Below are 19,445 nucleotides of genomic sequence, written 5' to 3' on the forward strand. Positions count from 1 at the left end.
AGTCCATGAACAAGACTGTTTACGCATTCAACACGGAGACCATGGCGTTCGAAGGCGCTGTGGAACTCAACGAAAGCGACCTATCCCCCCGCGAGGAGGGCGTGTGGCTCATCCCTGGAAACTGCCTGGAGACCGCGCCGCCTTTCATCCCTGCTGGAAAGTACGCGGCCGCCGAGGACGGGTCATGGGTCCTCCGAGACATCCCTGAACCCGAATTGCCTGTTGATCCTGAGCCTGAGGCGCCGGAACCAATTCGCAGCATCACGATGCGACAAGCCCGCCTCGCATTGCTTAGAGAAGGTATCCTGAACAACGTCGATACGGCAATCGCGGCCCTGCCCAGCCCGCAGCGCGAAGCCGCACAAATTGAGTGGAACTACGGAAGCATCGTAGATCGCTCATCCCCACTTGTCTCGCTGCTGAGCGTTGCCTTAAACCTCACGCCCGCTGCCCTCGACAACCTATTTGAGAAGGCATCGCGCCTTTGACCATGCCCACTGAAGCTCAGACTGTAGAGGCGCGGGTCACCATCTTGGAGTACCGCGCGGACAAGCAAGAGGAGGCACAAGACGCCCTCCGAAAGGAATACACGGAAGAGCACACCGCTCTCCGCAAGTCCCTGCAGGGAATCGAGAAGAACCTGCAGACCATCAAGTGGGTGGCGTGCGGCGCCGGCCTCGCGTTCCTCTCCCAGGTGATCGGCCTGAAGGAAGCGTTCGCCGCCCTGAAGGTGTTCCTATGACATCCAGACGTGCATCCGAAAAGGCGCTGGCCGAGCTTCACGCCAAACTCGCCGAGGTGCTGAAAGAAGGATTGGAGTTCAAGGACGAGGAAGGTAAGCCTAACCCGGCACTTCTCAACGTCGCTCGCCAGTTCCTGAAGGACAACAAGATCGAAGCAGAGGCCCCGAAGGGTTCACCCCTAGGTGACCTTTCGAGCCTGCCCGTCTTCGACGACGAGCTGCCGGACACGGCGACTCCCGCCCACTAACCGCGCTACAAGCCGCGCTTGGCCCGCCCTGGGGTATTTCCCTCGGCGGGCTTTTTCGTGCGCGTGTAGAGCCCATACGAGGCCCGCGTGACGAGCCCCCCATCTAAACCAAAAGTCTCTCAAGCCCCCTTCCCCCGCGTCCCTCTGACGCCCATCGCCGAGGCCATCCACCCGGCTCGTAAAGACTTCCGCAAGTTCATCTTCATGCTGTGGAAGCACCTGAACCTCCCGAATCCAACGGAGATTCAGTACGACATCGCCAAGTACCTACAGCACGGTCCACGGCGTTCCATCATCGAGGCATTCCGCGGTGTCGGGAAGTCATGGCTCACAGCCGGCCTCGTGGTGTGGCTCCTCTGGAATGACCCGCAACAGAAGGTCCTCGTGGTCTCCGCGTCGAAGGACCGGGCCGACCAGTTCTCCACCTTCGTGAAGCGAATCATCGCGGAGATGCCGTGCGTGATGCACCTGAAGCCTACGGGCGATCAGCGTGACTCCATGCTCGCCTTCGACGTGGGACCGGCGCTCGCAGACCACTCTCCCTCGGTTAAGTCCGTGGGACTCTACGGGCAGCTCACGGGCTCGCGTGCAAACGTGATCGTGGCCGATGACGTTGAGGTCCCGAACAACGCCCTCACGCAAATGATGCGAGACCGCCTAAGCGAGCGCGTGAAGGAGTTCGACGCCATCTTGAAGCCAGGTGGCCGGGTGATCTACCTGGGCACCCCGCAGACCGAGATGAGCCTTTACAACGACCTGCCTGAGCGCGGCTACGAGGTTCGTGTGTGGCCCGCCCTGTACCCCACGTTGGAGCAGATCGCGGCCTACAAGGGGCGCCTTGCTCCGTTCATCACGCTGAAGCTGGAGAAGAATCCCAACCTTCAGGGACGCACCACGGACCCCATGCGGTTCTCAGACGAGGACCTGATGGAGCGCCGGGTCTCCTATGGCAGGGGCGGCTTCGCGCTCCAGTTCATGCTCGACACGTCGCTGTCGGACGCGGACAAGTACCCGCTGAAGCTGTCGGACCTCATCGTGATGTCCTGCAGCCCCGAGCTTGCTCCGATGAAGCTCGCATGGGCCACAAGCCCCGAACTGGTGTGCTCCGACCTCCACGCCACCGGCCTCTCCGGGGACCGCTACTACCGACCCTTCTGGAAGTCTGAGGAGGTCGGTACGTATAACGGCTGCGTCATGGCTATCGACCCCTCGGGGCGAGGCAAGGACGAGACCGCATACGCAGTGGTGAAGAACCTGAACGGGTTCCTCTACTTGGTCGCTGCGGGTGGCCTGAAGGGTGGCTACGACGAGGAGGTGTTGGAGAAGCTGGCGCACGTCGCTAAGGCCAACTCCGTGAAGCTGATCCTCGTTGAGCCGAACTTCGGTGACGGCATGTTCAACCAACTGTTGAAGCCGGTCCTCGGCCGCATCTACCCCTGCACTGTGGAAGACACCGATCGGTCCACGACACAGAAGGAGGCGCGGATCATCGACACGCTCGAACCAGTGATGGCCTCGCACCGCCTGGTAGTTGACCCCAAGGTGATCGAGGAGGACTACAGGACCTCCGTAGACGATCCGAAGTACGGCCTGTTCTACCAGATGACGCGGCTCACGCGAGACCGCAACAGCCTGGCGAAGGACGACCGCCTAGACGCCCTGGCGCTGGCCGTTCGTTACTGGACAGAGGCGATGGCGAAGGACGCCACGAAGGCCATCCAAACGCAGAAGGACGACCTCCTGAAGCAGGGCCTGAAGGAGTTCATGAGGCACGCCCTCGGGAAGTCCATATGGAGGCCCAAGGGTGGCAATTTCATGGGAGGCAATCGCGCGTGGCGCCGGTAAACTGAACACCCCCAATACCCCGAGGAGCTAGCATGGATCACAAGGACATCACGGAAGTGAAAGAAATCAATGGTGACGACAACGTCAACAAGTTTCTAAAGGCGGGTTGGGTCCTGCTCAACACCGTGGCAAAGCAGGACGGCACTAGCAGCTGGATCGCCTACAGCATGGGGTGGCCCAAGGACGGTCCTGCAGTGATCCCACAGGGCACCTCCTACGCCTGAGTCAATTTACCCACTGATTAGGTAGAGCTTAGGCGCTACTGGGGTTCACTCATCTACACGGTTGGGTGCTGGCTTCGGCCAGGTCACTGAGAAACCCATTGCGTCCAAGCTCAACAAGTTCATCTTGAGCCGGACCGATGGAACATCTCGGGCTCCCTCCTTACTCTCCTCTTTGGGGGGTAAGGGGGGTAGTCTTGATGTTCCCTTGGTCTAGCTCACAGAGATGAACCTTTTGTCAATCCTTTAGGTGTTGTTTAGGCAACCTCTAGAGGCTTGACATGAGGTGATCGTTTTCCATTCCTTTTGGATCACCTGATGGTGTCCTCTTGGGTCTCCGAAAAGAGGTCCCGAGGGGGGGGCGGCCTTCAGCGAGTGAACTTCTTGTTAATCACTCCGTACAGCGTGCTCCTCGCTTCGATGACTCCACGACATGTAGTCTCAATCTCTTTCACGATTGCGGCTACCTTCGGCTTTATCTTGTCATCCTCTGGCAGCATCTCCCAAAACACGTTTTCATACGTCTTGACCAACTCGGCATCACGTTCGGCCTGTGCTTCGTTCTGGTAGGGTCTCCTCGCCCACAGATGAGACAGCATATGGCCTGCCCTGCGAATCTCGCTTAGTACATCGTGGAAGTCGGTGAACGGCTTGGCCTTTTCGGCCCCGAAGGCTGCCATAAAGCGGTAACGCATTGCGTATAACTTGTTTAGTTGTACGTGGTGGTCACTAAGCCGCTTGAATACCACGTAGGCCGACTTGCGGGCTCGATACTTTTCGTCCGTTTCGTCGTCTAGCCTCTTGAGGTCGTCAGTCTCATAACCCCAACTCATGGGGCTTCTGACTATGTTCACAATGTCTGAAGCTTCATAGAACAGCGCTAACGTCTCCTCAGCGAGTTCGGCTTGCCGCTTGCCTTGGTGCTCGCGACGCCACGAATCGAAGTTGTAGATCGCATACCAAGCTCCGAATATTGCCGAGAGGAGCGCGAACACTTTCAGGATGTATTCAAAGACAGCACCAGACATACAGGCAACCGTAGTGAAATTGCGATTAGAGCCCATTCCTTTGGTGGTCAGTTTGCTTTTGCCGCAAAAATCCGAAAGCCCCCTCGAAGAAATCCGGGCGCCGAATCCCCCCGTGGCCCCCTCTCGATCCCACGCACGCGCCAGCGCGGGCGCCTATAGGGGCACCCTCCTGTGTCACCCGATGGGCACAAACCGGGGCCGATCAGCGCTAAGTCGTTGATTCGTATAGGCATCGCTGTGGATGTTCCGTCCTCTACGTGCCCAGCGAGGCGCTAACGATGCCCTTGCGTGGCCCTGTGGTGGCCTGCGAAGGTGCCTTGCGGCCTGCCTCCCGTTCTTGTCTCGGGCTATCTGTACGGGCACCCTCAGGGCCTCCCTTCCGCCCTCCTCCTGGCACACCTACACGAGCCCCGCTCAGCGCCCCTACAGGCCCTCTCAACGCCCGCCCTATGTGATGCCCTCACCGAGCCCGAACGATGCGCCTACGGGGCTATGCGCTCTTCCTTCAAGACGCCATCAACGTCCCGTCCTAACCAGCGAATTCGACGAGCTTGGAGAGACTCCTTTGCAATGGCGTAGAGAGCCAGGAGTGGCAAAAGGGTCGCCGCTGAGAGGAGGGACCCGGTCAACACCTCGCCCTTCCTGAACAAGGAAAAAGCGGCCAACGCTAGGATCAACGAAATAAAACCGTAGATGATGAGACTGGGGATCTGGTAGCCGGGATGGTCGCCTCTGCTCAATGGATGCAACCCCGGAACGCCGAGTATCCGGGCCTCCAACGAGGCATCCACACGGGCTGTATTGCTCACCAATAGGCGCAAGATAACGAAGTCTGTAGGGTTCAACAGCATCGGCTGAATGCTCATGGTATCGGTGAAGAGCATGTAGTTTGGACGGAGGTGCGCGGGGGAGCACTGGACCAATTCGACGGAGAACAGGTGCTTGACGTTCGTGAGGTGCAATGTGAGGTGCCGTTCAAAGTCCGCCGGCGGGATAGGAACCTGTCCGGTATTCATCCATGCCACAGTTACAGAGGTAAGGCGATCTACTTCCTCGCCTTTGTAGAGCATCTTGGCGTCAGGCAGGATCGACGGCGTAGCGCCCAACAAGGTAGAGCGCTGCAAGATGCCAAATGACAACTCCTTTTTCTTCTCCCTACGCAGCGGTCCAGTGATAGCGAAGATTGCGGTGAAGGCCGCGATTGCGACGCCGGCAACCCCTATCCAAGCATTAAAGTCCATTGAAAGTTCTCCTCAGGCGGGAGTGTATGCGCCCCCGCCGATGGTGTCCCCGTCTGGCGCACGCATCATCAATTCACAATACTCTCGATAAAAAGATCATCTCGATGTTGCAATCAGTGGATTTTTCAGGCACATTAATGCCTCGGGTTGATTAATTCAACGCGAACGGAACCGGCATCGCCCGACCGCTGCACAAGATACACCGTGATGGTTCTCGCAGGATGCCCCTTAAAAACTCGCCCACATGCTCTCGAATACGAGATTCTCTCGAATGTGCAGAGCCTCACGCTATGGGCTCCTCACCGAGTCCATACCGGGAGCCTTCCCACTTCCTCAACCAGAACCAAAGGAGTTTCATCGTGCGCCTCGCGGCTGCAACGAATCGCTTATTACGCCGCCCCCACTGCGCATAGCACGGGGGTTCGCTTTTCTTCGTCCATTTCATCTCGCTTTCGAGACCATCTCACCTAAGGAAACCGTATGACCATCCTCATCCTTGCTCTCTGCTGCCCTACCGGCTACGCCATCTCCCGCCCAATCGTTCGCCTCCTGGGGGTCTGAGATGCCCTACGAAGAAGCTATCGAAGCCACGGTGACCCGTGAGCAAGCCCGCAGGGAAATCGCTAAGCACGACTGCGAGGGGTTCGCGCAGTTCCTCGCGGATGTCGGCGACAGAGCCACCTACACGGGCAAGGAAGTGCTCGATTGGCTCGGCTACTGAAGGGAGCATGCATGTACTTTGCGACGTTCTATCAACCCTCAGCTATCGAGCCTGCGAAGCTGGTGGAGGCATGCGGAGACCGCGCCGTCGTCATCCTCGATGGACGCCAGCACGCCAGCACACACCACGCCATTGCAGCCCAAGAGTGCCGAGCACGAGGTTACCGCGCATACCAACTGCACACAGGTGCAACCTTCACCCGCGTGGAGCGCTCCACGGGCCTCTACAGGGTCCCGAAAGGTGCGCGATGAGTCGCCCAGTCCGCTTACTAACCTTCCCTGACATGGGCCGCGAGGTCTGGGTCAAGTTCGACAAGGGCGCGGAGGTCTACGAACTGTTCGCTTCCGAGGCCGGGGACGACTACATCGGGTGCGCTGACACCCTCACCGAAGCCCGGCGCGTAGCTCGCGACTGGGCAAACGACTGGATGAATTGAAAGCCTCACCGATAGGGCTCCTCACCGAGCCCTTTGGGGGACGTTTTCCCGCATCACTCACCACCATGGAACACACTTTATGAATCACGACAGCAGAGCGAACAAATCCGCAGCAAGCCGCGAAGTCCTCCATGAGGTCATCGCATTGGGCGTCTCTCAGGGCAAGTTCGAGGTTGTCAAGACCGCAGGCGATGACGGCGACAACTGGCGATGGGTCGATGTGGTCACACCGGCCGGACTGCTGTTCTCCCTCTCGGGCGGCTCCTGGGGCAAGGAAGGAAGCATCACCGCTCGCGTTGCAGCCATCGACCGGGACAACATCCGAATCCTCCTCAGCGACACCCCACGGCGCAATCACCCGGTCGAAGCCGCATGCTCCTATGCGCGGGGTGCCGCGACCATCCTCAAGGACCTCACGCGGCGCGTAATCGAGCACCCGGACGGCATCGCAGGGGCTCAGGCGGTCCGCGATACGTGGCAGGCCCGGATAGACGCGAGGGCCGCGCTACGGGGCCATGTGAAGACTCTGGAGGCGCTGGGCTACACGTTCCAGCTTGATGCCCGTGAGACCTACGCAGCGCGGGGCTACGGCTCCACTCGCGGGGTATCTGACGTGCGGGTGAACTCGGAAGGCTACGTGACCTTCGAGGCCTCGTGCCAAGTGGAGCAGTTCGCCGCAGCTCTCCACGCCCTCAGCTCGTCCTGATCCTCTCGATTTCGAGACTGTCGCCGATAGGGCATCACTTGGTGCCCCTTCGGAGACCGTTTCCCTCAACCCTTTGGAGCCAACACATGGACCGTTTTGCAATCTGCCAAGCCTTCGCCCAGTTGGAGGCCGACTACAACCGAGGAGGCCTCTTACAAGAGCGCCCGAGCAACCAGCGCCGCCGCGAATCCATCGGCGTTCAACTTTCCCGCATGGGCTACAGCAATCCCTACGGATGGGTTGCCATCGAAGCCGAGCGCGATAGCGACTGTGAGGACCCCGCCGACGATGAGGTCCGTGACGTGTACATGCGCCACGTCCTGATGTGGGGCCTCCCTATCTCCTCCGATCTGCGCGAGGCGATGGAGCGCTTCTACGTGCCCGACTTCCTCGCAAGGTTTCCGCAGTTCCGCGAGGTGACCGCCTGATGTTCACCACGCACACCGGCCGGCGCTACCTCCTGCCCACCAGTTGGGCTATCCGCAGGGCACGCCTCGCGAAAGCCCTCAGGCACGCATGCGAGTCCATCGCTATCGCTCTCCTCCTCGTGTCGCCCCTCCTGGCTGACGCCTTCCTCCACTGAAAGACCAATGCAATGGCCCGCAAGACAAACACCGAATTCGTAACGGACCTCATGGACTTCGCCAAGTCCGGCCCGCTGATGCAAGCCTTCGTAATCGAAGCACTGGGCCGGTACGCCAAACGATGCGCTGCAGCAGACCCTACGGTGTTCGGGCGTTTGCCGAGCACGCAGGCTCCGGGGCCTACTGGCTCCTCGATGCCATCGGCCGACAGGCGCACGATGCCGCGAAGCTGAACCACCGGCTGCACATCACCCTGACCGTGCTCAACCGGACAGCCTGGCTGACGGCCACGGATGGGCGCTCTCAGGCGCCGCAGATCAAGCCCCTTCGGGTGCCCCGCGTGGACTGCCCTGAGGGCGACTGGCTGTTCATCCTCGAAGACGGGGGCGACTACGTTCTGATGCTCCCCACGGAGGTCTGAACGTTGCCGCTTGAGCGGGCCGCGCTAGCACAGGTCTGCCGGAAAAACGGCATACAGGACTGAGCCGCCGTGGCATCGCTCAAAGCGCTAGGTCACTTAACTGGTCACTCGTAAAGTTGTCACCGATGGTTACCCTGACGGGAGCCTGACCGGTGTTCCTCATGCTGACTCTCTTGTCGGCGCTCAACCCGAAGAAAAGCCTTGTGTATCTCCTCGCCTCACCCCGCCGACATCTTTAACCAGACACCCCGCATGTCTGCTTTCGCACCCGTAGCAGACCTCGATTTCAGCCCTGCGCGAGCCCCCAGCGAAGTCACCGCTAACGTTGATTACTGTATAAAAACCCAGTACATTTGTCTCACCCGAAACAAGGGTTTGCTGACTGTTTCCAGACTTCCTGCGGCAAGAACTGCCGACCTGGGCAGCAGCACGAGCACACGGAGAGAGGTGGCTTGTGGAAATGCATAGAACCCCCGTCAAAGGCACCCTAGATGCCACGGCACCGGCCCCAAGCAAGGCCGAGCAACTAATCGCCTCTATGGTGGCCCACGTGGCGCCCAGAGGGACGGGGACAGAGGCCGAAATGTGGGAACGGATCGCCACGGCGTATGCCGAGGTGACCGGAGTGCCGCTTGATCGGGCTGAGCCCTACAACGTCGCGCTCGCGTCTGCGGTCTTGAACCACCCGTCTATCGGACGGCTACTCCACGACGAACCGTTCGCTCGCTGAGAGCCGCGTTCGCGCATCTATCCCCGCCCCTATGGTCTAGCGGCTGGTTGGGCCAGCCACCTCTTGAAAGTTCTTCATGTTCGTGTCCGTGTTCCGTAAAGAAATCTGGTTCGAGACTATCTCGCTTTCGGATTCCTTGTTAGCATTCGAGCGTTTGCCTGGAGGGTTTGACCTGACGGTCGGCCCCTTGCATCTCATCATCGAAAACCGAAAGGATCACCGCAATGTCCCGCCAATCCTTCGAGGTGGACCGCATAGCGATCAACAAGCTGATGCGCATTCTGGATACCTTCCGACAGGCGTATCCGGGAATGACAGCCGACCAAGCAATGACCCTGCTGTGGATCGCATCAGAGCCTGACAACACTCAGATTGCCATTGCCGACATGGCAGGCATCAGCCGCCCCGCCATCTCCCGCCATGTGGAGGTGCTCGGCCCTCCCCGAACCAAGCTCGGAAAACAGGTGGGCGCGGACCTTGTGACCAATGACTACGCCGAAGACGACCACCGAAAGAAGGTTCTTCGGTTGACTGCTTCCGGCGAAAAGCTGGTGAAGTCCATCCAACATCTTTTGAAGTAACGGAGGCTACATGCCCATCACACCACGCGGAAATTCGTTCATGGTCTCGCATGGGTCCGGCAAGGACCGCGTGAGGCTGACCCGCAAGACCCTGGCCGAAGCCGAAACGCTCCTGGCCGAGTTGGAGGCTGCGGAGAAGGCCGAAGCAGCAGCCAAGCTCCTGGCGGCTCAGCGGGGCGACCCCACGAAGACCCTTCAGGACGCCTACGACCGCACGTATCGCGAGAAATGGAAGGGCTCCAAGGGCGAACGCACTACGGTGCTGAACGCAAAGCAGATGCTCGCCTTGCTCGGCCCTGATACTCTCGTGACCGAGATAGACTCGGATTCGATAGCCGATGCGCTCAACGCTCTGGAGGATGGCGATGACGACACGGACGGCAACTCGGCTGCGACGGTCAACAAGAAGCTCGCAGCGTTGAACGTGATGCTGAAGGGCTGCATGGATCGCGGGTGGCTGAAGGCGATCCCGCACACCAAGCGCCGCAAGGAAGGCAACCGGCGCACCTTCTGGTACACCGAGGACGACGAGCGCGAGATGCTCGCAGCCTGCTACCGCCTGGGCCTCCCTGAGCTGGCCGACTGGATCACCTTCGGGATCGACTCAGGCATGCGACGGTCAGAGATGCTGCGCCTCAAGACGGCCGACTGTTTCAACCGCCACATCCACCTCCACAACGGTGAGACGAAGAACGATCAGGGCCGCGTGATCCCCACCACGGACCTGGCCGAGGCCATCGTGCAGAAGGCCCGCGACCGGAACGACGTGCGGGTGTTCCAAGGGATGACCCAAGCGATTCTGCGGGGCCAGTGGGATGCCCTTAGGACCTACCTGAAGAAGGAGGAGGACCCGAAGTACATCGTTCACGTCCTCCGCCATACGTGCGCCACGCGGCTCGCTATTGGTGGCGCCACAGCGCCGCAGATCATGGCCTACATGGGCCACAAGGCCATCCAAACCTCGATGATCTATATCCACCTCACGGGGCACAACCTGGCGGGCGTCTCCGACCTCCTGAAGCGGACTCCGCTGCCGCGTCCTGAGCTGAAGGTGGTTGGGGGTTAGAGGTGCTCGCTCCCGTGGTAGCCCTCTAGGGTCTCCCGAGCGGGCACCAGCACCCACGTTTGGGCGTAGTCGCTGAAGCCTCCTATGCCATCTTCGATTCGCTCAATGCCGCTGTAGCTCCAGAAATCCACGCCCATGCAGATGGGCTGGGCATCCCACAGAGGCGGCGGCGCCGGTTCCGCCCGGCTGAGCATGTACATGCGCCCTACTTTGGCATAGCGATGGAGCATGTGAAGGTGCTCTGTCTCAAGCAAGAAGATGCCCCGGAACGGCCGCAATCGGCCTCGCTGCCAACCAGGGATGAGCTTCCCGTTCTCACGGGACCGAACCATGTCCATAACCTGCATCCTGCTCATACTGGATAAATATACAGTATTAAGGATGATTGAAAGCGAAGGAAACATACCGGCACAATTCCACATGCACCAGCCCAAGCAAATCTTTGACTACCACGTATTCATCGCTCGGCTTCAGAAACTTGTCGACCAAGTAGCGGAGACTCCGCAAGACCAAAGGCACGCTAAGTCAGAGTGGTTCCAAATGTGGCGACTTGAGGCGTCCGACTTGCTCAAGCGTGCTCAAAACCTGCACGACCGCAGTGAAGTGGCTTCTGGCTTGCCTGTCCGCGATTTTGGTAAGTCCTCAGGCCCACCATATTCGCGACAGCATTTCCGCGAAGACATGGACGCCACGCTCCGCGAGTTCAAGCTGATTATTAAGAACTATGAAGATTTCGGGGCACCAATGGAAAGCAAGTCATCCAGTGCCTCGACAACTACGCGAACTTTGCCTGATGAAAAATTGCCCTCAGGTCCTGCGCAGCCTCACGTCCCTGTAACACCTACAAGCCCGGCTGTCCCTGCCATGCCCTCTGTGCCAGCAGACGGCGAGTTAACCATTGCATGGCTGATTCACAAGATGCCACTGCCGTGGTGGGCATATATTTTTTCCGCAGGCGCTGCCCTTGTAGCCGTAGCGTTCTTCGTGGGTAGGGAGTGGGAGTCTTATCAACAGCAAAAGAGCCGGACCGCCCAAGTTCAGCCTGACCCAACACCACGTCCAGCGCCCAGTGCAGCACCTTCCGAAGCACTTCCGGCTGCATCAGTCGAAACCGCGCCACGGGCGACGTCCCCGGAATACCGTACCCCTACGGCCGCTCCTCTGCCACAAGTTGGCACAGGCTCGAAGCCACAATAGTCTCGAACCTTCACCATTTTCGCCCCCCTTCATTGGGGGACTAACTTGTGGATTTACTCTCGATGTCGAGACAATATGAGGAAAAAAGAAGCCAAAACAGTGGCTTTTAAGTCCGATGTGTCTACCAATTTCACCATCCGGGCGTCAGGTTGAACATCGACGATAACCCAAACAAAACAAGCCCCGGCAACGTGGGTTGGCGGGGCTTGGTGGTCGGGGTCGAATCGAGTTGAACGAGAAGGTGGAGGCGCGACCCGGAGTCGAACCGGGCTAGACGGATTTGCAATCCGTTGCATAACCGCTTTGCTATCGCGCCACGCAGAAAAACGAAATCGACCTAGCGAAAAAAAGGGAAGCTGGAGCTTCCCTTTTTCAAAACTGGAGCGGGAAAAGAGTCTCGAACTCTCGACCTCAACCTTGGCAAGGTTGCGCTCTACCAACTGAGCTATTCCCGCGTTTCGAGCCTCGAATTATATACCAATATTTCGGGGCTCCGAAAGTTTTGCGATCAATCGATCGATCAATGTTTGACGGAGCCCTCGGAAGCCGGTGCCGCCGCGCGCTGCTTGGCCAGTTCGGCCACTGCAGCAGCCGATGCGGCCACTTCTTCGTCGGACAGCGGCTCGGGCATCTTCTCCAGCGCGATCTCGAGCACCTTGTCGATCCACTTGACGGGCACGATCTCGAGGCCGTTCTTCACGTTCTCGGGAATGTCCTGCAGGTCCTTGGCGTTCTCTTCCGGGATCAGCACGGTCTTGATGCCGCCGCGCAGCGCGGCCAGCAGCTTTTCCTTCAGGCCGCCGATGGCCGTCACCTCGCCGCGCAGCGTGATCTCGCCGGTCATCGCGACATCGCTGCGCACGGGGATGCCCGTGAGCGCCGACACGAAGGCCGTCGTCATTGCAGCGCCCGCGCTCGGGCCGTCCTTGGGCGTGGCGCCGTCGGGCACGTGGATGTGGATGTCGCGCTTCTCGAACACCTCGTCCTTGATGCCGAGGCGGCGCGAGCGGCTGCGCACCACGGTGCGCGCGGCCTCGACCGATTCCTTCATCACGTCGCCCAGCGAACCCGTGCGGCTGATCACGCCCTTGCCGGGCATGGTCACGGCCTCGATCGTCAGCAGGTCGCCGCCGACTTCGGTCCATGCAAGGCCGACCACCTGGCCGACCTGGTTCTGCTTTTCCGCGAGGCCGAAGCTGTACTTGCGCACGCCCAGGAACTCGTTGAGGTTCGCGCCGTCGACCGTGACCTTCGGCTTGAGCTGCTTGAGCAACAGGCCCTTCACCACCTTGCGGCAGATCTTGGACAGCTCGCGCTCGAGCGAACGCACACCCGCTTCACGCGTGTAGTAGCGCACGATGTCGCGCACGGCCTCTTCGGTGACGAAGAGTTCTTCGTCCTTCACGCCGTTGTTCTTCATCTGCTTGGGCAGCAGGTACTTGATCGCGATGTTGGTCTTCTCGTCTTCGGTGTAGCCCGAGAGGCGGATGACTTCCATCCGGTCCAGCAGCGCCGGCGGAATGTTCATCGAGTTCGAGGTGGCGACGAACATCACGTCGCTCAGGTCGAAGTCGACTTCCACGTAGTGGTCGCCGAAGGTGTGGTTCTGCTCGGGGTCGAGCACCTCGAGCAGCGCGCTCGACGGGTCGCCACGGAAGTCCGTGCCCAGCTTGTCGATCTCGTCGAGCAGGAACAGCGGATTGCGCGTGCCGATCTTGCTCAGCCCCTGCAGCACCTTGCCCGGCAGCGCGCCGATGTAGGTGCGGCGGTGGCCGCGGATCTCGGCTTCGTCGCGCATGCCGCCCAGCGCCATGCGGGTGTACTTGCGGCCGGTCGCCTTGGCGATCGACTGCCCGAGCGAGGTCTTGCCCACGCCCGGCGGGCCCACGAGGCACAGGATCGGCGCCTTGACCTTGTCCACGCGCTGCTGCACCGCGAGATATTCCAGGATGCGGTCCTTGACCTTCTCCAGGCCGTAGTGGTCGGCGTTGAGCACGGCTTCGGCATTGGCCAGGTCGTGCTTGATCTTGGTCTTCTTGCTCCAGGGCAGGCCGATCAGCACGTCGATGTAGTTGCGCACCACGGTGGCCTCGGCCGACATGGGCGACATGAGCTTGAGCTTCTTGAGCTCGCCCTCGGCCTTCTTCAGGCCTTCCTTGGACATCTTGGCGAGCTTGATCTTCTTCTCGATCTCCTCGATGTCCGCGCCCTCTTCGCCTTCGCCGAGCTCCTTCTGGATGGCCTTGACCTGCTCGTTGAGGTAGAAGTCGCGCTGGTTCTTTTCCATCTGGCGCTTCACGCGGCCGCGGATCTTCTTGTCGACGTTCAGGATGTCGACTTCGCGCTCGAGCTGGCCGAACAGGTTTTCCAGGCGAGCCTTGACGTCGTCGAGGTCCAGCACGGCCTGCTTGTTGTCGAGCTTGAGCGGCAGGTGCGCGGCGATGGTGTCCGCCAGGCGGCCCGGATCGTCGATGCTCGAGATCGAGGTCAGGATCTCGGGCGGAATCTTCTTGTTCAGCTTGACGTACTGGTCGAACTGCTGCATCACCGCGCGGCGCAGCGCCTCGACCTCGGTACCCTTCTCGCCGCCTTCGGGCGCCTCGACGGGCGTCACGTTGGCCGAGAAATGGGTTTCGCCGTCATCGATGCGGTTCACGCGGGCGCGCTGCTGGCCTTCGACCAGCACCTTCACCGTGCCGTCGGGCAGCTTGAGCATCTGCAGGATGGTCGAGACGCAACCGACCTCGAACATGTCCTCGACCGAGGGCTCGTCCTTGGCGGCGGCCTTCTGCGCCACCAGCATGATGCGGCGCTCCGCTTCCATGGCCAGTTCGAGCGCCTTGATGCTCTTGGGGCGACCCACGAACAGCGGGATCACCATGTGGGGAAACACCACGACGTCGCGCAGCGGCAGCAGCGGCAGGTCGAGGGCTTCGGGAGGCAGAGGGGTATGGCCAGACATGCAGATCCTTCGCGTCTTTGGCTTTAAGCCTTTTTCGCAGCTTCGCGGTACACGAGCAGCGGGGGCTTGTTTTCGTCGATGGTCGATTCCTCGACCACCACCTTGTCGACATTGGTCGCGTTAGGCAATTCGAACATGGTGTCGATCAGCGACTGTTCAAGGATCGAACGCAGGCCGCGTGCACCGGTCTTGCGGGCCAGGGCCTTGCGCGCGATCGCCTTGAGCGCCGCCGGGCGGATTTCGAGGTCCACGCCTTCCATCTGCAGCAGCTTGGTGAACTGCTTCACCACGGCGTTCTTGGGCTCGGTCAGGATCTGGACCAGCGCATCCTCGCTGAGTTCCGCAAGCGACGCGACCACGGGCATGCGGCCCACGAGTTCGGGGATCAAGCCGAACTTGATCAGGTCTTCGGGCTCGACTTCGCGGAACACCTCGGTGATGCTGCGCTGCTGCTTGCTCTTGACCGACGCGCCGAAGCCGATACCCGAGGCCTCGGTGCGGTTTTCGATGACCTTTTCCAGGCCGGCGAAGGCGCCGCCGCAGATGAACAGGATGTTGGTCGTGTCGATCTGCAGGAAGTCTTGGTTCGGGTGCTTGCGCCCGCCCTGCGGCGGCACGCTGGCCATGGTGCCTTCGATGAGCTTCAGCAGGGCCTGCTGCACGCCCTCGCCCGATACGTCGCGGGTGATCGAGGGGTTGTCGGACTTGCGCGAGATCTTGTCGATTTCGTCGATGTAGACGATGCCGCGCTGGGCGCGCTCGACTTCGTAGTTGCAGCTCTGCAGCAGCTTCTGGATGATGTTCTCGACGTCTTCGCCCACGTAGCCGGCTTCGGTCAGCGTGGTGGCGTCGGCCATCACGAAGGGCACGTCGAGCATGCGAGCCAGCGTTTGCGCCAGCAGCGTCTTGCCCGAGCCCGTGGGACCGATCAGCAGGATATTGCTCTTGTTGAGCTCGACGTCCTCGCCCTTGGCCTTTTCCTTGTGGCGCAGGCGCTTGTAGTGGTTGTAGACCGCCACCGACAGCATGCGCTTGGCCGGCTCCTGGCCGATAACGTAGTTGTCGAGGTTGGTCTTGATCTCGAGCGGCGTCGGCAGGTCGCTGCGTGCCTCGCGCGCTTCTTCACCCGCGGGCAGTTCGTCGCGGATGATCTCGTTGCAAAGGTCGATGCACTCGTCGCAGATGAAGACCGAAGGGCCCGCGATCAGCTTCTTGACCTCATGCTGGCTCTTGCCGCAGAACGAGCAATAAAGCGTTTTTTCGCTGGAGGAGCCTTTTTTTTCGGCCATGGACAGATGCCTCGTTACAGGGTAGGGACAATGATAACTAAACAAAAACGGCGTTTCCCGTAAGGAAAACGCCGTTTCTGCCATTTGTTGGCGCCACCGGCGCCGGACTTCAACCGCGCTTGGCGACGACCTGGTCGACCAGGCCGTAGTCCTTGGCCTCGTCGGCAGTGAGGAAATAGTCGCGCTCGGTATCGGCCTTGACCTTTTCCAGCGGCTGGCCGGTGCGTTCGGCCAGGATGCGGTTCATCTGGTCCTTGGTGCGCAGGATGTCGCGTGCATGGATCTCGATGTCGGTCGCCTGGCCGCGTGCGCCGCCGAGCACCTGGTGGATCATGATCTTGGAGTTGGGCAGCGAGAAGCGCTTGCCCTTCTCGCCGGCCGCCAGCAGGAAGGCGCCCATGCTGGCCGCGAAGCCCAGGCACATGGTCGACACGTCGGGCTTGATGAACTGCATGGTGTCGTAGATCGCCATGCCGGCGCTCACGCTGCCGCCCGGGGAGTTGATGTAGAACGAGATGTCCTTGTCCGGGTTCTCGCTCTCGAGGAACAGCAGCTGCGCCACCACGAGATTGGCCGTCTGGTCGTTGACCTCGCCCACCAGGAAAATGATGCGCTCCTTGAGGAGGCGCGAGTAGATGTCATAAGACCGCTCGCCGCGGCCCGATTGCTCGATGACCATCGGGACCATGCCGAGGCCTTGGATTTCCTGTGCGCTCATGAATTTGCTCTCCGGAAAGTGAAATCGTTCGCTGTTTGTTAACTGTACGCCTGAGTGAAATGGGGCTCGTGCCGCAAAGCACAAGCCCCATTGGCGTAGCGGGCGAAGACGGAAATCAGCCCTGCTGCTGCGCCATCAGTTCGTCGAACGACACCGACTTTTCATTGACCTTGGCCTTGCCCAGGACGAAGTCGGTCACGTTGTTCTCGATGACCACGGCTTCGACTTCGGCCAGGCGGTTGTTGTCGCTGAAGTACCAGCGCACCACGTCGGCCGGCTTCTCGTAGCTGGCGGCCAGCTCGTCGATGTGGGCCTTGATCTGCTCGGGCTTGGCCTGCAGGTTGTTGGCACGCACCAGTTCGGCCACCACCAGGCCCAGGCGCACGCGGCGCTCGGCTTGCGGGCGGAAGACTTCGTCGGGAATCGGTGCCTTGTCGGCGTCCTTGATGCCGCGCTGCTTCAGCTCGGCGCGGGCGCCTTCGACCATGCGGTTCACCTCGGCTTGCACGCTGGCGTTGGGCAGGTCGAGTTCGGCGTTGGCCACCAGGGCGTCCATCACGGCGTTCTTGTTGCGTGCCAGCAGGCGGAACTTCACTTCGCGCTCGAGGTTGCGCTTGATGTCGGCACGCAGGCCTTCCACGGTGGCTTCGGCGATGCCGAGCGACTTGGCCAGCTGTTCGTTGACTTCCGGCAGGTGCGAGGCTTCGATCTTCTTCACGGTGACCAGGAAGTCGGCTTGCTTGCCGGCCACGTCCTTGCCGTGGTAATCGGCCGGGAACGACAGCGGGAAGGTGCGGCTGTCGCCGGACTTCATGCCGCGCACGGCGTCTTCGAATTCCTTGAGCATCTGGCCTTCGCCGACGATGAACTGGAAGTCTTCGGCCTTGCCGCCCTGGAAGGGCTCGCCGTCGATCTTGCCTTCGAAGTCGACCGTCACGCGGTCGCCATCTTGCGCCACGGCGTCTTGGGCGCGCTGGGCGAAGGTACGGCGCTGCTTGCGCAGGATGTCGAGGGTCTTGTCGATGGCGTCGTCGCCCACTTCGGCCGAGAGCTTCTCGACTTCGGCGCCCGACAGGTCGTTGATCTTGACTTCAGGGAAAACTTCGAAGACCGCGTCGAAGGCCAGTTCGCCTTCGGGTGCGTTTTCCTTCTCGGTGATGCGGGGCTGGCCGGCGACGCGCAGCTTGGCTTCGTTCGCGGCTTGCGAGAAGGCTTCGCCGACCTTGTCGTTCATGACTTCGTAGTGCACCGAGTAGCCATAGCGCTGGGCCACGACGTTCATCGGCACCTTGCCGGGACGGAAGCCGTCCATCTTGACGGTGCGCGCGAGCTTCTTGAGGCGCGAATCGACTTCGGACTGGATGGTGCCGACCGGCAGGGTCAGCGTGATCTTGCGTTCGAGCTTCTCGAGAGTTTCAACGGTCACGGTCATGATGTCTTCCTGGTAAGGGGGCTGTGCGCGGGGCCTGCATCTTTTTATCAATACAGATCAAGGACTTACACGCGCTGGCGGGATTTATGCGGAGGCACGCGGGTGCCGCCTGCAAAACTGGGCAACCCGGGATTCTAATCCGGCGGGAAAGCGGGTTTTCACGGGGTTGAAGCGCGGGGCGATCGGCGGTCAGGTTTGGCCAATATTCGAGTCGTACAGTGACTCTCGATTCATCCTCACTCACAGGGATGCACAGGAAAATTCTCATGCTCCAGCGAATGTTTGCCGCCCTCGCCCTCAGCCTTGCCGTGGCATTCGGCATGCCCTCCCTCGCGCAGGCCAGGACCGACGCGCCGGCTCCGAAAGACCCGACCATCCAGCAGATCTACGAGGCCGCCAACGGCGGCCGGATGTCCGACGCCGACGCGATGATCGCGAAGGTGCTGAAAGACCACCCCGACAGCGCCAAGGCGCATTTCGTGCACTCCGAGCTGCTCGCGGCCGAAGGCAGGCTCGACGACGCGAGAAGCGAACTCGCCAAGGCGAAGGCGCTGTCGCCCGCACTCGACTTCGCCAAACCCGAGGCCGTCGAACGGCTCACGAACAAGCTCGACAAGCCGGCTCCGCAGGCCAGGAGCACGCCCTCCCGCGTGAGCGAGCCCGCTGCGCCGGCACCGCGCGCCGCCGAGAGCCGGACAAGTTCCGTGCCGTGGATGCCCATCGCCCTGCTGGGGCTGCTGGTCGTCGGCTACCTCGCCTTCCGGCGCCGGGTCGCGCCGCCCGCCGCGCCGGCCGCGCCATCGTATGGCCCCGGGCCAGGCATGCCCGGCATGCAGCAAGGTGCGCCGGCGGGCTATGGAAACTATGGAAACTACGGCCCGGGCGGCAACTGGACGCCCGCGCCACCGCCCGCCGCCAGCCCCGGCATGGGCCTCGGCTCGGCCCTTGCCACGGGTGCGGCCGTGGGCGTCGGCGCGATGGTCGCGCAAGAGGCGGTGCGCCACTGGATGCATGGCAGCGACAACAACAGCGTGATCGACAACAGGGACAGCGGCACGACCCGCATCGCCGACAACGGCAACACCGAAATGGGCCGCGGCCTCTGGCCCTCGTCGACCACCCCGGAGCCCGACCGCATCGTCGACAACGACTTCGGCATCAAGGACACGAGTTCCTGGGACGACTCGAGCGGCGGCGGCAGTTTCGACAGCGGCAGCGACAGCAGCAGCGACAATGACTGGTAAAAGAGCCCGCCGAAAAGAAAAAGCCCCGTTCCT

General features: G+C 61.0%; 20 protein-coding genes and 2 tRNA genes. 14 read left to right on the plus strand and 8 right to left on the minus strand.

Annotation, left to right across the window (positions count from 1 at the left end; genetic code table 11):
- Positions 1 to 5: 5 nt before the first annotated feature.
- The 5 genes from C4F17_RS07245 (at position 6) to C4F17_RS07265 (ending at position 3,059) form a co-directional block, all read left to right on the plus strand.
- Positions 6 to 488: a hypothetical protein gene (locus C4F17_RS07245; RefSeq protein WP_106934782.1), complete on the plus strand. Its 483-nt coding sequence runs from the start codon at positions 6 to 8 to the stop codon at positions 486 to 488.
- 2 nt (positions 489 to 490) lie between these two features.
- Entirely contained in the window at positions 491 to 742 is a 252-nt protein-coding gene (locus C4F17_RS07250) for a hypothetical protein (RefSeq protein WP_106934783.1), read from the plus strand.
- Positions 739 to 990 (plus strand): hypothetical protein, encoded by a 252-nt coding sequence (locus C4F17_RS07255; protein ID WP_106934784.1) that lies wholly within the window; start codon positions 739 to 741, stop codon positions 988 to 990. The genes C4F17_RS07250 and C4F17_RS07255 overlap by 4 nt, the downstream gene beginning before the upstream one ends.
- A gap of 87 nt (positions 991 to 1,077) precedes the next feature.
- Entirely contained in the window at positions 1,078 to 2,835 is a 1,758-nt protein-coding gene (gene terL, locus C4F17_RS07260) for a phage terminase large subunit (protein WP_267898713.1), read from the plus strand.
- Between the two features lie 32 nt (positions 2,836 to 2,867).
- On the plus strand, positions 2,868 to 3,059 hold the full coding sequence (locus C4F17_RS07265; RefSeq protein ID WP_106934785.1) for a hypothetical protein: 192 nt from the start codon (positions 2,868 to 2,870) through the stop codon (positions 3,057 to 3,059).
- Positions 3,060 to 3,424: 365 nt separating this feature from the next.
- Here C4F17_RS07265 and C4F17_RS07270 read toward each other — a convergent pair whose 3' ends face one another.
- The gene (locus tag C4F17_RS07270) at positions 3,425 to 4,051 is read right to left on the minus strand and encodes a hypothetical protein (protein WP_159053613.1); all 627 of its coding nucleotides are present in this window, start codon (positions 4,049 to 4,051) and stop codon (positions 3,425 to 3,427) included.
- A 515-nt stretch (positions 4,052 to 4,566) separates the two neighbouring features.
- Positions 4,567 to 5,325 carry a hypothetical protein gene (locus tag C4F17_RS07275; RefSeq protein WP_106934787.1) on the minus strand — a complete coding sequence of 253 codons (759 nt, stop codon included), beginning with the start codon at positions 5,323 to 5,325 and terminating at the stop codon, positions 4,567 to 4,569.
- 562 nt (positions 5,326 to 5,887) lie between these two features.
- On the opposite strand from C4F17_RS07275, the gene C4F17_RS33105 reads away from it, so the two are divergent.
- The 8 genes from C4F17_RS33105 to C4F17_RS32700 all read left to right on the plus strand — a co-directional run bounded on the left by C4F17_RS33105 (position 5,888) and on the right by C4F17_RS32700 (position 11,767).
- Positions 5,888 to 6,046, plus strand: coding sequence for a hypothetical protein (locus C4F17_RS33105; protein WP_199851926.1), 159 nt, complete (start codon positions 5,888 to 5,890; stop codon positions 6,044 to 6,046).
- A gap of 283 nt (positions 6,047 to 6,329) precedes the next feature.
- Positions 6,330 to 6,482: a hypothetical protein gene (locus C4F17_RS32695; RefSeq protein WP_159053614.1), complete on the plus strand. Its 153-nt coding sequence runs from the start codon at positions 6,330 to 6,332 to the stop codon at positions 6,480 to 6,482.
- Positions 6,483 to 6,561: 79 nt separating this feature from the next.
- Positions 6,562 to 7,188: a hypothetical protein gene (locus tag C4F17_RS07280; RefSeq protein WP_106934788.1), complete on the plus strand. Its 627-nt coding sequence runs from the start codon at positions 6,562 to 6,564 to the stop codon at positions 7,186 to 7,188.
- Positions 7,189 to 7,274: 86 nt separating this feature from the next.
- Positions 7,275 to 7,616, plus strand: coding sequence for a hypothetical protein (locus C4F17_RS07285; protein WP_106934789.1), 342 nt, complete (start codon positions 7,275 to 7,277; stop codon positions 7,614 to 7,616).
- Between the two features lie 277 nt (positions 7,617 to 7,893).
- The gene (locus tag C4F17_RS07290) at positions 7,894 to 8,193 is read left to right on the plus strand and encodes a DUF6876 family protein (RefSeq protein ID WP_106934790.1); all 300 of its coding nucleotides are present in this window, start codon (positions 7,894 to 7,896) and stop codon (positions 8,191 to 8,193) included.
- Between the two features lie 954 nt (positions 8,194 to 9,147).
- On the plus strand, positions 9,148 to 9,504 hold the full coding sequence (locus tag C4F17_RS07300) for a MarR family winged helix-turn-helix transcriptional regulator (RefSeq protein ID WP_106934792.1): 357 nt from the start codon (positions 9,148 to 9,150) through the stop codon (positions 9,502 to 9,504).
- A 10-nt stretch (positions 9,505 to 9,514) separates the two neighbouring features.
- Positions 9,515 to 10,570: a tyrosine-type recombinase/integrase gene (locus tag C4F17_RS07305; protein WP_106934793.1), complete on the plus strand. Its 1,056-nt coding sequence runs from the start codon at positions 9,515 to 9,517 to the stop codon at positions 10,568 to 10,570.
- Between the two features lie 330 nt (positions 10,571 to 10,900).
- Positions 10,901 to 11,767, plus strand: a complete 867-nt coding sequence (locus C4F17_RS32700; RefSeq protein WP_159053615.1) for a hypothetical protein — start codon at positions 10,901 to 10,903, stop codon at positions 11,765 to 11,767.
- 242 nt (positions 11,768 to 12,009) lie between these two features.
- On the opposite strand, the gene C4F17_RS07315 is transcribed toward C4F17_RS32700, so the two are convergent.
- The 6 genes from C4F17_RS07315 to tig form a co-directional block, all read right to left on the minus strand.
- Positions 12,010 to 12,083, minus strand: a tRNA-Cys gene (locus C4F17_RS07315).
- A 63-nt stretch (positions 12,084 to 12,146) separates the two neighbouring features.
- Positions 12,147 to 12,222 (minus strand) — tRNA-Gly (locus C4F17_RS07320).
- Between the two features lie 65 nt (positions 12,223 to 12,287).
- On the minus strand, positions 12,288 to 14,729 hold the full coding sequence (gene lon / locus C4F17_RS07325; protein ID WP_081270878.1) for an endopeptidase La: 2,442 nt from the start codon (positions 14,727 to 14,729) through the stop codon (positions 12,288 to 12,290).
- A 23-nt stretch (positions 14,730 to 14,752) separates the two neighbouring features.
- Positions 14,753 to 16,018 (minus strand): ATP-dependent Clp protease ATP-binding subunit ClpX, encoded by a 1,266-nt coding sequence (gene clpX, locus C4F17_RS07330; protein ID WP_081270879.1) that lies wholly within the window; start codon positions 16,016 to 16,018, stop codon positions 14,753 to 14,755.
- A 109-nt stretch (positions 16,019 to 16,127) separates the two neighbouring features.
- Positions 16,128 to 16,736, minus strand: a complete 609-nt coding sequence (gene clpP / locus C4F17_RS07335) for an ATP-dependent Clp endopeptidase proteolytic subunit ClpP (protein ID WP_081270880.1) — start codon at positions 16,734 to 16,736, stop codon at positions 16,128 to 16,130.
- A gap of 115 nt (positions 16,737 to 16,851) precedes the next feature.
- Positions 16,852 to 18,168, minus strand: coding sequence for a trigger factor (gene tig, locus C4F17_RS07340; protein WP_081270881.1), 1,317 nt, complete (start codon positions 18,166 to 18,168; stop codon positions 16,852 to 16,854).
- Between the two features lie 266 nt (positions 18,169 to 18,434).
- On the opposite strand from tig, the gene C4F17_RS07345 reads away from it, so the two are divergent.
- On the plus strand, positions 18,435 to 19,412 hold the full coding sequence (locus C4F17_RS07345) for a tetratricopeptide repeat protein (RefSeq protein ID WP_159053616.1): 978 nt from the start codon (positions 18,435 to 18,437) through the stop codon (positions 19,410 to 19,412).
- Positions 19,413 to 19,445: the final 33 nt, after the last annotated feature.

Origin of the sequence: Variovorax sp. PMC12 (assembly GCF_003019815.1) — a bacterium.
GTDB lineage: Bacteria > Pseudomonadota > Gammaproteobacteria > Burkholderiales > Burkholderiaceae_C > Variovorax.